Source organism: Atlantibacter sp. MEI4A-1023 (genome assembly GCF_056155425.1).
The window spans coordinates 1,663,817-1,676,977 of sequence record NZ_CM149568.1; the positions used below are offsets into that span (position 1 = coordinate 1,663,817).

Sequence of the window (13,161 nt, forward strand, 5' to 3'; positions counted from 1 at the left end):
GTTATGTTCAACAAAATTCTTGTGGTGTGCGTGGGGAATATTTGCCGTTCCCCCACGGCAGAGCGGCTACTGAAACACTATCTGCCGGCGTTAACGGTCGGGTCCGCCGGGCTTGGCGCGCTGGTGGGCCGAGAGGCGGACGAACGCGCCGCGAGCGTCGCCTCTGCCCATGCGCTTTCACTTGATGGCCACCGCGCCCGGCAGGTAACCGGGGCGATGTGCCGCGATTACGATCTGATCCTCGCCATGGAAAAGCGCCATATCACGCGGCTGTGCGATATGGCACCGGAGATGCGCGGCAAAGTGATGCTGTTTGGTCACTGGGATGAAGAACGCGATATCCCCGATCCGTATCGTAAAAGCGCCGAGGCATTCGAGGCGGTTTACACGATGCTGGATGATTCCGCCCAGCGTTGGGCGCAGGTACTGAAAACTCAGCAGGGATAACCATGACAGCAAAAATGAATGCCTCCGCTGCGACCGAGGGCAATGATGAAATTGATATCGGGCGTTTGATCGGCACCGTGATCGAAGCCCGCTGGTGGGTATTGGGCATCACCGCCGTGTTCGCACTGCTCGCAGCGGTGTACGCAATGTTCGCCACACCCATCTACAGCGCCGACGCGCTGGTGCAAATTGAACAAAACACCGGCAATTCCATCGTGCAGGACATCAACAGCGCGTTATCGGATAAACCGCCAGCCTCGGATGCCGAGATCCAGCTGATTCAGTCGCGGCTGGTGCTGGGCAAAACCGTTGACGATCTCAACCTGGACATCGCTGTCGAGAAAAACAGCTTCCCGCTGTTTGGCGCGGGCTGGGATCGCCTGATGGGCCGCCAGAACGATACGGTAGCGGTCGAGACTTTTACGCTGCCCGCCGGGATGGCGAAAGCGGCATTTACGCTTGAAGTACTGGGGCCGCAGCAGTACCAGTTGACCAGCGATGACGGATTTAGCGCTCAGGGGAACGTTGGCGAGTTGCTAAATAAGCAGGGCGTAACCCTTCTGGTTAAAGCGATTAAGGCGCAAACCGGGAGTGAGTTTACGGTCACCAAATACTCCACGCTCGGCATGATCAACCAGTTGAAGAACAACCTGACGGTCACCGAAAATGGCAAAGACACCGGGGTATTAAGCCTGACCTTTATCGGCGAAGACCGGGATCAAATCCGCGCCATTCTCAACAGCATTACCCGCAACTATCTGGAACAAAACGTCGAACGCAAATCCGAAGAGGCGTCAAAAAGCCTGGCATTCCTGGCGAAGCAGTTGCCGGAAGTGCGCGCCCGGCTGGACGAGGCGGAAAATAAACTCAACGCCTATCGCCAGAAGAAAGACTCCGTCGATCTGCCGCTGGAAGCCAAAGCGGTGCTGGATTCGATGGTTAATATCGATGCGCAGTTGAATGAGTTGACTTTTAAAGAAGCCGAAATCTCCAAGCTGTATACCAAAGCGCACCCGGCTTACCGCACGCTGCTGGAAAAACGCCGCGCGCTGGAAGACGAAAAAGGGCGGCTGAATAACCGCGTCACTGCGATGCCGGAAACCCAGCAGGAAATCGTGCGTTTGACCCGCGATGTCGAATCCGGCCAGCAGGTGTATATGCAACTGCTGAATAAACAGCAGGAGCTGAAAATCACCGAGGCCAGCACCGTTGGCGACGTACGCATCGTCGATGCGGCCATCGCTCAGCCGGGTGTACTGAAACCGAAAAAAGGCTTAATAATTCTCGGCAGCATTCTGCTGGGCCTGATGCTGTCGATTGTCGGGGTGCTGCTGCGCTCACTGTTTAATCGTGGTATTGAAAGTCCGCAGGTGCTGGAGGAGTCGGGCATTAGCGTGTACGCCAGCATTCCGTTGTCGGAATGGCAGAAAGCCCGCGATAGCGTCAAAACCATCAAGGGCGTGAAGCGCTTTAAGCAGAGCCAACTGCTGGCGGTGGGCAATCCGACGGATCTGGCTATCGAAGCGATCCGCAGTCTGCGTACCAGCCTGCATTTCGCCATGATGCAGGCCAATAACAATGTGCTGATGCTAACCGGGGTCAGCCCGTCAATCGGTAAAACCTTTGTCTGCGCCAACCTGGCGGCGGTGATCAGCCAGACCAACAAGCGGGTACTGCTGATCGACTGCGATATGCGTAAGGGCTACACCCACGAACTGCTGGGCACTAACAACGTTAACGGCCTGTCGGACGTGCTGGCCGGGCAGGGCGATATTGCCTCCTGCGCGCGTTCCACCTCAATTGCCGGGTTCGATCTGGTACCGCGCGGCCAGGTGCCGCCCAATCCGTCCGAACTGTTGATGAGCGAGCGTTTTGGCGCACTGATCGCCTGGGCCAGTAAAAACTACGATCTGGTGTTAATCGATACGCCGCCGATCCTGGCGGTGACCGATGCCGCGATTGCCGGACGCCATGCCGGAACCACCCTGATGGTGGCGCGTTACGCCGTCAACACCCTGAAAGAGGTGGAAACCAGCCTGAGCCGCTTTGAGCAAAACGGCATCGCGGTGAAAGGGGTGATCCTTAACTCCATCTTCCGCCGCGCGACTGGCTATCAGGACTACGGCTATTACGAGTACGAATACCAGTCGGACAGTAAATAACCCGCGCCCCGGTTCGCGCCGGGGGCATTTCGTGATCAACGTCTTTTGACGCCAGGGGAATGAAGCATGGCACACGCGCAACGGCCTTTAATTTCAATCTATATGCCGACATGGAACCGCCAGCAGCTGGCGATCCGCGCCATCAAATCGGTACTGCGCCAGGATTACGACCATTGGGAAATGATTGTCGTGGACGACTGTTCCGCTTCCTGGCAGCAGTTGAGCGAGTTTGTCGAGCAGCTTAACGACCCGCGCGTCAGCTATGTGCGCAATGAAATCAACAGCGGTGCCTGCGCGGTGCGCAATCAGGCGATCCAGCAGGCCAGAGGCGAATTTATTACCGGGATCGATGATGACGATGAATGGACGCCGGAGCGCCTGTCGGTGTTTTTGCGCGACGCCCATCGTCTGAACGACCACGCATTTCTCTACGCCAACGACTATGTCTGCGAAGGGGAAATTTATACCCAGCCGGCCAGCCTGCCGCTGTACCCCAAATCGCCGTGGTCGAGAAAGCTGTTTTACAAACGCAACATCATTGGCAACCAGGTATTCAGTTGGGCGTGGCGTTTTAAAGCCTCGCTGTTCGATACCTCGCTGGCAGCGGCCCAGGATTACGACATCTTTTTACGTATGGTGTTGCGTTACGGTGAGCCGTGGAAAGTCGAGGCTGCCACGCAAATTCTCCATATCAACCACGGTGAAATGCAGATCACCAAATCGGCGAAGCAGTTTTCTGGTTACTTCCAGTTTTACCGCAAACACAAAGGGATTTTTGACCGGGCCAGCAAGAAGTATCAGCTGTTTACCTTGTACCAGATCCGCAATAAGCCCATGAACTGGCGCACCTGCCTGACGCTGCTGTCGCTGCGCAATACCAAACGGCTGGCTTACAGCCTGCGGGGGAAATAATGCTGCTGGAAGATTGCCGCGCCAACAGTTGGAGCCTGCGCCCGTGCTGCATGGTCTTAGCCTACCGCATCGCGCATTTCTGCTCGGTATGGCGTAAGAAAAACGTCATCAACAATCTCTGGGCCGCGCCTGTGCTGGTGCTGTACCGGATTATGACCGAATGCCTGTTCGGCTATGAAATCCAGGCGGCGGCCACCATTGGACGGCGCTTCACCATTCATCACGGTTACGCGGTGGTGATCAATAAAAACGTGGTGGCAGGCGATGATTTTGTGATCCGCCACGGCGTGACCATCGGCAATCGCGGCAGCGACAGCCTGGCCTGCCCGGTGATCGGCAACGGCGTGGAGCTGGGCGCGAACGCTATTTTGATCGGCGATATCACCATTGGTCATCACGTCACTATCGGCGCGGGCAGCGTGGTGATGGACAGTGTGCCGGATAACGCGCTGGTGACGGGTGAAAAAGCCCGCGTGAAGGTAATCAAATGAATATTGTGCAATTTAATGTGCGCCTCGCTGAAGGCGGCGCGGCGGGTGTGGCGCTGGATCTGCATCAGCGAGCCTTGCAGCAGGGGCTGGCGTCCCGGTTTGTCTACGGCTACGGCAAGGGCGGCAAGAAAAGCGTCAGCCATCAGCAGTACGCCCAGGTCGAAAAGCACACCCCGCGCCTGACGTCGGTCGCCAATATCGCGCTGTTCCGGTTTTTTAACCGCGATCTGTTCGGCAACCTGGATGGGTTATACCGCAAGGTGACCCGTACCAGCGGACCGGTGGTGCTGCATTTTCACGTGTTGCACAGCTACTGGCTTAACCTGGAACAGGTGGTGGAATTCGCCGAGCGGGTCACCGCCCATAAGCCGGATGTCCGGCTGGTCTGGACGCTGCACGATCACTGGAGCGTTACCGGGCGTTGCGCGTTTCTTGACGGGTGCGATGGCTGGACCAGCGGCTGCGGCAAATGCCCGACGCTCACTAATTATCCGCCGGTAAAAGTCGACCGTGCGCATCAGCAAATCGGCGCTAAGCGCTTTCTGTTCCGCAAGATGCTGGCGCTCGGCTGCCTGTTTATCTCACCTAGCCAGCATGTCGCCCAGGCGTTCAACCAGGTGTATGGCGCAGGCCGCTGCCAGATTATTAATAACGGTATCGATGTCGCCACCGAATCTATCCTCGCGGAGTTGCCGCCACCGCTGCCGTCCAGCGGCACGCCGAAAATTGCCGTGGTGGCCCATGACCTGCGCTATGACGGGAAAACCCGCCAGCAGCTGGTGCGCGATATCGTGGCGCTGGGGGATCAGGTAGAAGTCCACACCTTCGGTAAATTCTCCCCGTTTGATAGCCCAAATGTGGTGAACCACGGTTTTCTCACGGATAAACAGCAGTTAATGGGCGAGCTGAACCAGATGGATGCATTGTTGTTTAGCTCCCGGGTAGATAACTACCCGCTGATCCTGTGCGAAGCCTTGTCCATCGGCGTGCCGGTCATCGCCACTCACAGCGATGCGGCGCGGGAAGTGTTGGAAAAAACCGGCGGTCGCACGGTGGATGAGCAGGAAGCCATCGCGCTGGCGCAGCAAAACCGCGCGCAGATCGCCCAGGCGATTTTCGGGGTGTCTCTCGAGGCGTTTCAAGCCGTCAGTCGCGAGGCTTACAGCGGCAAACAGATGCTGGAGGAGTATGTCTCGTTCTATCAGAGTCTGTAGCTATCTGTTGCTGCCGCTGATTTATCTGCTGGTCAACGTCAAGCTGCTGCAACTGGGCGAAAGCTTTCCCATTACGGTGGTGACGTTTTTACCGGTGCTGCTGTTGCTCTACGTCGAGCGCATCAACCTTAAGAAGCTGATGATTGCGCTGGGGCTGGGGGCAGGGCTGACAGTATTCAACTATCTGTTTGGCCAGTCGCTGGACGCCTCGAAATACGTCACGTCGACCATGCTGTTTGTTTACATCGTCATTATTATTGGCATGACCTGGAGCATTCGCTTTAAGACCCTGTCGCCGCGTAACTACCGCAAAGTGCTGCGGCTGTTTTATCTGGTGACAGGCATTATCGTCGCCATCGCCTGTGTGGAAATGGCGCAGATAATGTTGAGCGGCGGCAGCTCGTTGATGGAAGCTATTTCAAAATACCTCATCTACAGTAACAGCTATGTGATGAACTTTATTAAATTTGGCGGCCGGCGAACCACCGCGCTCTATTTCGAACCGGCGTTCTTCGCTCTGGCCTTAATCTCAATTTGGCTGTGTATTAAACAGTTTGGCATCAAAACGCCGAAAGCCGATGCAATGATTTTGCTGGGTATTATTCTTTCAGGTTCGTTTTCCGGCGTAATGACGTTTATCCTGTTTTATTTGCTGGAGTGGGCATTCAAATACCTTAACAAAAACGCACTGCGTAAAAAGTTGCCGCTGGCAATTATTTCGTTAGCGGTGTTTATGGTCGGTTTGATTTTTGCCTTTCCCTATATTGCGATCCGTATCGGCGATTTAGGTACAGAAGGCTCATCTTCGTATTATCGAATTATTGGCCCGCTGGTGATGGTCGGTTACTCATTAACCCATATTGACGGGGTAGTCCGTTTCGGTTCGCTTTACGAATATGTTGCGTCATTCGGAATCTTTAACGGTGCGGACGTCGGCAAAACCATAGACAATGGCCTGTATCTGTTAATTATTTATTTTTCGTGGCTGGCGATTATTTTAACGGGTTGGTATTTGTGGAAAGTGGGAAAAATGATAGCGCATGCCTTTGGCGATAATCCTAATTTCCGGGTGCAACTATGGTTATTTACCCCAATATCCCTGTTTTTCACCGGCTCGATATTTAGCCCTGAATATGCCTTTTTGATTGTCTGCCCTTTTATTTTACGCAAGGCCATCGGGCAGTCCCAATAGCAGGAGAAATAACAATGCGATTAAGCGTCATTACGGTGGCCTGGAAAAATCTTACCGGGGTGGAGAAAACATGGCGATCGCTGGCGTATCTGGCGGCCGATCAGAATATCGATTTTGAATGGATTGTGGTGGATGGCGGTTCCAGAGACGGTACTGAGGAATTTCTGAAAAGCCTCGATGGACAATATCAATTACGTTATGTCAGCGAAAAAGATAATGGCATTTATGACGCCATGAATAAGGGCATTCAGCTTGCCAGCGGCGATTATGCCCTGTTCCTGAACTCCGGCGATGTATTCCATCCCGACGTGGCGCAGTTCGTACGCCAACTGGCAGGGATACCTGCGCACAAACCGGCGATGGTGATTGGCGATGCGCTGCTGGACTTCGGTAATGGCCATAAAACCCGCCGCAGCGCCAAGCAGGGCTGGTACATCTATCACAGCTTGCCCGCCAGCCATCAGGCGATATTTTTCCCGATGCAGGGATTAAAATTACACCCTTACGATCTGCAATATAAAGTGTCGTCAGATTATGCGTTAGCGGCAAAACTATATAAAGCCGGATATCCTTTTAAGCGCCTTGAAGGTTTGGTGTCGGAGTTTTCCATGGGCGGCGTTTCCACCTCCAATAATCTGGAGTTGTGCCAGGATGCTAAAAATGTTCAACGCTCTATTTTAGGCGTACCTGGCTTTTGGGTTGAGCTGTCTTATCGGTTAAGAATACGTACCACCGGTAAAACAAAAGCGTTATATCAAAAAAATTAATTTTATTTAATTAACCCGCGATTAATTTTACGCTCTTATCAGGGCGGGGGTATCTGCATCCTTATTTTTAAAACCTCCGCGCGTTATTGAATTAAAATATAAGGAAATCCGATGCAAGAATTAAGAGGATTCTCGGTTCCAAAAAATTTCCGCGGCGGGCATCCTGTTAAAGTTCAATTATGGTGGGCAGTGCAGAAAACCCTATTTGCCTGGTCTCCGCAAATAGCGTATCGCTGGCGTACATTTTTATTAAGGCTATTCGGTGCAAAAATAGGTAAAGGGGTAGTGATTCGCCCTTCGGTAAAAATAACCTATCCGTGGAAATTAACGCTGGGCGATTATGCATGGGTCGGCGACGATGCGGTGTTATATACACTTGGCAATATTACTATCGGTGCTAATGCGGTGATTTCCCAGAAAAGTTATTTATGCACCGGCAGCCATGATTATTTGAGCGCGCATTTCGATATTTATGCCAAACCGATTGTGATTGGCGAGAAATGCTGGCTGGCGACCGATGTGTTTGTCGCACCCGGCGTTTCGATTGGCGAAGGCACCGTCGTCGGTGCGCGGAGCAGCGTATTTAAATCCTTACCCGGCAATGTGATTTGCCGCGGTAATCCGGCGGAAATTATTCGCGAGCGTGTAAACAGCAGTCTGGCAAGTTAAACCAGGCCCGATTTAAACAGAGGAAAAATAAATCATGAGTAAAGTGGCTCTCATTACGGGTGTAACCGGACAAGATGGTTCTTACCTGGCCGAACTGTTGCTGGAGAAAGGTTACGAAGTTCACGGCATTAAGCGCCGCGCCTCTTCATTCAATACCGAACGTGTGGATCATATTTATCAGGATCCGCATACCAGCAACCCGAAATTCCATCTGCACTATGGCGATTTAACGGATACCTCTAACCTGACGCGCATTCTGCAGGAAGTACAGCCGGATGAAGTCTACAACCTCGGGGCCATGAGCCACGTGGCGGTCTCTTTTGAATCACCGGAATACACCGCCGATGTGGATGCGATGGGTACGCTGCGCCTGTTAGAAGCGATCCGTTTCCTGGGACTGGAAAAGAAAACGCGCTTCTACCAGGCATCGACCTCTGAACTGTATGGCCTGGTGCAGGAGATCCCACAGAAAGAGACCACGCCGTTCTATCCGCGCTCTCCGTATGCCGTCGCCAAACTTTATGCCTACTGGATCACCGTGAACTACCGCGAATCTTACGGCATGTACGCCTGCAACGGCATTTTGTTTAACCACGAATCCCCGCGCCGTGGCGAAACCTTCGTGACCCGCAAGATCACCCGCGCTATTGCCAACATCGCCCAGGGCCTCGAATCCTGCCTGTACCTCGGCAACATGGATTCCCTGCGCGACTGGGGCCACGCCAAAGACTACGTGAAAATGCAGTGGATGATGCTGCAACAGGAGCAGCCGGACGATTTCGTAATTGCCACCGGCGTACAGTATTCGGTGCGTGAATTCGTGGAGATGGCTGCCGCGCAACTGGGTATCAAACTGCGTTTTGAAGGTAAGGGCGTGGAAGAGAAAGGCATTGTGGTGTCCGTGACGGGCCATGATGCGCCAGGCGTGAAGCCGGGCGATGTGATTATCGCTGTCGATCCGCGTTATTTCCGCCCGGCGGAAGTGGAAACCCTGCTGGGCGACCCGACCAAAGCGCACGAGAAACTGGGCTGGAAGCCGGAGACCACGCTTCAGGAGATGGTTTCTGAAATGGTTGCGAAAGATCTGGAAGCCGCTAAGAAGCACTCGTTGCTGAAATCCCATGGCTATGAGGTCGCCATCGCGCTGGAGTCCTGATGATGAAAAAACAGCGTATTTTTGTCGCGGGCCATCAGGGGATGGTGGGCTCCGCCCTGGTTCGCCAGCTCAGCCAGCGTAACGATGTTGAACTGGTGCTGCGCACCCGCCAGCAACTGGATTTGCTCGACAGCCACGCCGTTGACGCGTTTTTCGCCAGCGCAGCGCTCGATCAGGTTTACCTTGCCGCCGCCAAAGTGGGCGGCATTGAGGCCAACAACCGTTATCCGGCGGACTTCATTTATCAAAACATGATGATGGAGAGCAACGTTATCCACGCAGCGCATACCCACGGCGTGAATAAGCTGCTGTTCCTCGGCTCGTCCTGCATCTATCCAAAATTGGCGAATCAGCCGATGAAGGAAAGTGAACTGTTGCAGGGAACCCTGGAGCCGACCAACGAGCCTTACGCCATCGCCAAAATCGCAGGCATCAAACTGTGCGAATCCTATAACCGCCAGTATGGCCGCGATTACCGCTCGGTGATGCCGACCAATTTATATGGGCCGAACGATAACTTTCATCCCAGCAATTCTCATGTGATCCCGGCGCTGCTGCGCCGTTTCCATGAGGCGACCGCCAGCAACGCGCCGGATGTCGTGGTGTGGGGCAGCGGCACGCCGATGCGCGAATTCCTGCACGTGGACGATATGGCCGCCGCCAGCATTCACGTGATGGAGCTGGCGAAAGAAGTCTGGGAAGAGAATACCGAACCGATGTTGTCGCACATTAACGTCGGCACCGGGGTGGACTGCACCATCCGCGAGCTGGCGCAAACCCTGGCGCAGGTGACCGGCTATCGCGGACGAGTGGTGTTTGATGCCACTAAACCCGACGGCACTCCGCGCAAACTGCTGGATGTGACGCGGCTGCACAGTCTCGGCTGGTTCCATGAAGTGTCGCTGGAGCAGGGGCTTGCCAGCACCTATCAATGGTTCCTTGAAAACCAGCAGCGGTTCCGGGGGTAGTCATGTATCTCAGCCATGAGGATTTTGCCACGGTGGTGCGTTCAATCCCGCTTATCTCGCTGGATTTGATCGTAGAGAACCAGAATGGCGAGTTTTTAGTAGGCAAACGCACTAACCGTCCGGCGCAAGGCTACTGGTTTGTGCCGGGCGGGCGCGTCCAGAAAGATGAAACGCTTGACCAGGCCTTTGAGCGCCTCACCCTGGCCGAATTGGGGCAGGGTTTTCGCCAGAGCGATGCGCAGTTTTATGGCGTCTGGCAGCACTTTTATCAGGATAGCTTCGCGGGCGAGGGGGTTACCACCCATTACGTGGTGCTGGGATTTCGCCTGCGGGTTTCGGCTGACCAGTTGGCGCTGCCGGACGAGCAGCACGACGCGTATTGCTGGCTGAAACCCGCCACGCTGATTGCCGACGAGCAGGTGCATCGCAATACTCGCGCCTACTTCGACGCCGCGTTGCAGACCGGAGTACCGGGATTATGAAAATTCTGGTGTACGGCATCAATTACTCCCCGGAATTAACCGGCATCGGTAAATACACCGGCGAGATGGTGGAGTGGATGACGCGCCAGGGGCATGACGTGCGCGTCATAACCGCGCCGCCGTACTACCCGGCATGGCAGGTCGGTGAAAGCTATTCTTCCTGGCGCTGGCGTAAGGAAACCGGGGCTGCCACGGTCTGGCGCTGCCCGCTGTATGTGCCAAAGCAGCCTTCTACGGTGAAGCGTCTGGTTCATCTGGGCAGCTTCGCGCTCAGTTCGTTGTTCCCGTTGCTCTCCCAGCGTAGCTGGAAGCCGGACCGCATTATCGGCGTGGTGCCGACGCTGTTCTGCACGCCGGGTATGCGCCTGCTGGCAAAACTCTCCGGCGCTAAGACGCTGCTGCATATTCAGGATTATGAAGTGGACGCCATGCTGGGGCTCGGTATGGCGGGCGGCAAACGCGGCATGGTGGCGAAGCTGGCGGCGGCGTTCGAGCGTAGCGGCCTGCTGGGTGTGGATAACGTCTCGACCATTTCCCGTTCGATGATCAACAAAGCCACCGAGAAAGGCGTGCCGCCTGAGCGCACCATTTTCTTTCCTAACTGGTCGGAAGTCGCGCGTTTTCGCGATGTGCCTGCCGCTGACGTGGCGGCACTGCGTGAACGTCTGGCATTGCAGGCGGATAAAAAGATTGTGCTCTATTCCGGCAACATCGGGGAAAAGCAGGGGCTGGAGAACATGATCGCGGTAGCGGATCGCGCCCGTGCACAGCCGTGGCTGTTCTTGATTGTCGGGCAGGGCGGCGGTAAAGCGCGGTTAGAGGCGCTGGCCGCTCAGCGCGGTCTCACTAACGTGCAGTTTATGCCGTTACAGCCCTATGAGGATTTACCGGCGCTGCTGGCGCTGGCCGACTGCCATCTGGTGATCCAGCGCCGGGGCGCGGCGGACGCAGTATTACCCTCGAAGTTAACCAATATTCTGGCGGTGGGCGGCAATGCGGTGATCACCGCTGAACCGAATACCGAACTGGGCCAGCTTTGCCTGACCCTACCAGGCATCGCGGTTTGCGTGGAGCCGGAATCGGTGGATGCGCTGGAGCAGGGCATTGTTAGCGCGCTGATGATGCCGAAAACCAACACGGTGGCACGTGAATATGCCGAACGCACGCTCGAAAAAGAGAACGTGCTGAGCCAATTTATTGCCGATATTGGAGTTAAGCCATGAGTCAATCCACGCTCTTTCCCGTCATTATGGCGGGTGGTTCCGGCAGCCGCCTGTGGCCGCTTTCCCGCGTGCTGTATCCGAAACAGTTCCTCTGCCTGAAAGGGGAGTTGACGATGTTACAGGCCACGATTTGCCGGCTCGACGGCGTGCAGTGTGAAAGCCCGGTGGTGATCTGCAACGAACAGCACCGTTTTATCGTCGCCGAACAGTTACGCAAACTGAATAAACTGACCGAAAACATCATTCTTGAACCTGCCGGGCGCAATACCGCGCCCGCTATCGCCCTTGCGGCGCTGGCGGCGAAACGGCGCAATCCCGATAGCGATCCCCTGATGCTGGTGCTGGCTGCTGACCACGTTATTGACAATGAAGAGGCGTTTCGCGCCGCAGTACACGCGGCCATGCCGTTTGCCATACAGGGCAAGCTGGTGACTTTCGGTATCGTCCCGGATCAGCCGGAAACCGGCTATGGCTATATTCGCCGTGGCGAACTCATCAACCCTGGCGCGGCGGCCGATGCCGTGGCGTTTACTGTCGCCCAGTTTGTTGAAAAACCGGACCTGGATACGGCGCAGCGTTACGTCACCAGCGGTGAATATTACTGGAACAGCGGCATGTTTATCTTCCGCGCAGGCCGCTACCTGGAAGAGTTAGCCAAATATCGTCCTGATATTCTCAGCGCCTGCGAAAACGCCATGAATGTGATGGATCCTGACCTCGATTTTATCCGCGTGGATGAAGAGGCATTTCTGGCCTGTCCTGAAGAGTCCATCGACTATGCGGTTATGGAACGCACCGCCGACGCGGTGGTGGTGCCGATGGATGCCGGATGGAGCGACGTTGGGTCCTGGTCCTCGCTGTGGGAGATCAGCAACCGTACGCCGGAAGGCAATGTGCACCACGGCGATGTAATCAGCCATCAAACCGAGAACAGCTATGTCTATGCCGAGTCCGGGCTGGTTACCACGGTGGGGGTGAAAGATCTGGTCGTGGTGCAGACCAAAGACGCCGTGCTGATCGCCGACCGTAATCAGGTTCAGGATGTGAAAAAAGTGGTGGAGCAAATCAAAGCCGATGGCCGCCACGAGCACCATATTCACCGCGAAGTCTACCGTCCGTGGGGCAAATATGACTCCATCGACGAGGGCGAGCGCTACCAGGTGAAGCGCATCAGTGTGAAACCGGGCGAAGGGCTGTCTTTGCAGATGCATCATCATCGCGCCGAGCACTGGATCGTGGTGGCGGGCACCGCCAAAGTCACCATCAATGACGAGATCAAACTGCTCGGTGAGAACGAGTCAATCTACATTCCGCTTGGGGCGACCCACTGCCTGGAAAATCCGGGAAAAATTCCTCTCGACCTGATTGAAGTGCGATCGGGTTCCTATCTGGAAGAGGATGACGTGGTGCGTTTCGAGGATCGCTACGGGCGCGTCTAAGCCCTGACTTACCGATAAAAAATTATGGCCGTGTATCGG

13 protein-coding genes are annotated in these 13,161 nt (G+C 55.2%); all 13 read left to right on the plus strand.

Annotation, left to right across the window (positions count from 1 at the left end; all coding sequences use genetic code 11):
• Positions 1 to 3 precede the first annotated feature (3 nt).
• The 13 genes from wzb to cpsB all read left to right on the plus strand — a co-directional run bounded on the left by wzb (position 4) and on the right by cpsB (position 13,122).
• Positions 4 to 447 (plus strand): low molecular weight protein-tyrosine-phosphatase Wzb, encoded by a 444-nt coding sequence (wzb, locus tag ACVV26_RS08055; RefSeq protein ID WP_474800880.1) that lies wholly within the window; start codon positions 4 to 6, stop codon positions 445 to 447.
• Positions 448 to 449: 2 nt separating this feature from the next.
• Positions 450 to 2,609, plus strand: a complete 2,160-nt coding sequence (wzc, locus tag ACVV26_RS08060; protein WP_474800881.1) for a tyrosine-protein kinase Wzc — start codon at positions 450 to 452, stop codon at positions 2,607 to 2,609.
• Positions 2,610 to 2,675: 66 nt separating this feature from the next.
• Complete coding sequence (gene wcaA, locus ACVV26_RS08065) at positions 2,676 to 3,521, plus strand: colanic acid biosynthesis glycosyltransferase WcaA (RefSeq protein ID WP_474800882.1); 846 nt, start codon at positions 2,676 to 2,678, stop codon at positions 3,519 to 3,521.
• A 2-nt stretch (positions 3,522 to 3,523) separates the two neighbouring features.
• Positions 3,524 to 4,012, plus strand: a complete 489-nt coding sequence (gene wcaB / locus ACVV26_RS08070) for a colanic acid biosynthesis acetyltransferase WcaB (protein ID WP_474801785.1) — start codon at positions 3,524 to 3,526, stop codon at positions 4,010 to 4,012.
• On the plus strand, positions 4,009 to 5,226 hold the full coding sequence (gene wcaC / locus ACVV26_RS08075) for a colanic acid biosynthesis glycosyltransferase WcaC (RefSeq protein ID WP_474800883.1): 1,218 nt from the start codon (positions 4,009 to 4,011) through the stop codon (positions 5,224 to 5,226). The genes wcaB and wcaC overlap by 4 nt, the downstream gene beginning before the upstream one ends.
• Positions 5,201 to 6,418, plus strand: coding sequence for a colanic acid polymerase WcaD (gene wcaD / locus ACVV26_RS08080; protein ID WP_474800885.1), 1,218 nt, complete (start codon positions 5,201 to 5,203; stop codon positions 6,416 to 6,418). The genes wcaC and wcaD overlap by 26 nt, the downstream gene beginning before the upstream one ends.
• A 14-nt stretch (positions 6,419 to 6,432) precedes the next feature.
• Positions 6,433 to 7,185, plus strand: a complete 753-nt coding sequence (wcaE, locus tag ACVV26_RS08085; protein WP_474800886.1) for a colanic acid biosynthesis glycosyltransferase WcaE — start codon at positions 6,433 to 6,435, stop codon at positions 7,183 to 7,185.
• Between the two features lie 111 nt (positions 7,186 to 7,296).
• Positions 7,297 to 7,854: a colanic acid biosynthesis acetyltransferase WcaF gene (gene wcaF / locus ACVV26_RS08090; RefSeq protein WP_474800887.1), complete on the plus strand. Its 558-nt coding sequence runs from the start codon at positions 7,297 to 7,299 to the stop codon at positions 7,852 to 7,854.
• A 34-nt stretch (positions 7,855 to 7,888) separates the two neighbouring features.
• The gene (gene gmd / locus ACVV26_RS08095; RefSeq protein ID WP_312981134.1) at positions 7,889 to 9,010 is read left to right on the plus strand and encodes a GDP-mannose 4,6-dehydratase; all 1,122 of its coding nucleotides are present in this window, start codon (positions 7,889 to 7,891) and stop codon (positions 9,008 to 9,010) included.
• A gap of 2 nt (positions 9,011 to 9,012) precedes the next feature.
• Positions 9,013 to 9,978 (plus strand): GDP-L-fucose synthase, encoded by a 966-nt coding sequence (fcl, locus tag ACVV26_RS08100; RefSeq protein ID WP_474801786.1) that lies wholly within the window; start codon positions 9,013 to 9,015, stop codon positions 9,976 to 9,978.
• A 2-nt stretch (positions 9,979 to 9,980) separates the two neighbouring features.
• The gene (locus ACVV26_RS08105) at positions 9,981 to 10,460 is read left to right on the plus strand and encodes a GDP-mannose mannosyl hydrolase (protein ID WP_474800888.1); all 480 of its coding nucleotides are present in this window, start codon (positions 9,981 to 9,983) and stop codon (positions 10,458 to 10,460) included.
• A complete protein-coding gene (gene wcaI / locus ACVV26_RS08110) occupies positions 10,457 to 11,683 on the plus strand; it encodes a colanic acid biosynthesis fucosyltransferase WcaI (protein WP_474800889.1) in 1,227 nt (408 codons plus the stop codon). The genes ACVV26_RS08105 and wcaI overlap by 4 nt, the downstream gene beginning before the upstream one ends.
• On the plus strand, positions 11,680 to 13,122 hold the full coding sequence (gene cpsB, locus ACVV26_RS08115; RefSeq protein WP_474800890.1) for a mannose-1-phosphate guanyltransferase: 1,443 nt from the start codon (positions 11,680 to 11,682) through the stop codon (positions 13,120 to 13,122). Before wcaI ends, cpsB begins: the two co-directional genes overlap by 4 nt.
• The last annotated feature ends 39 nt before the right edge of the window (positions 13,123 to 13,161 follow it).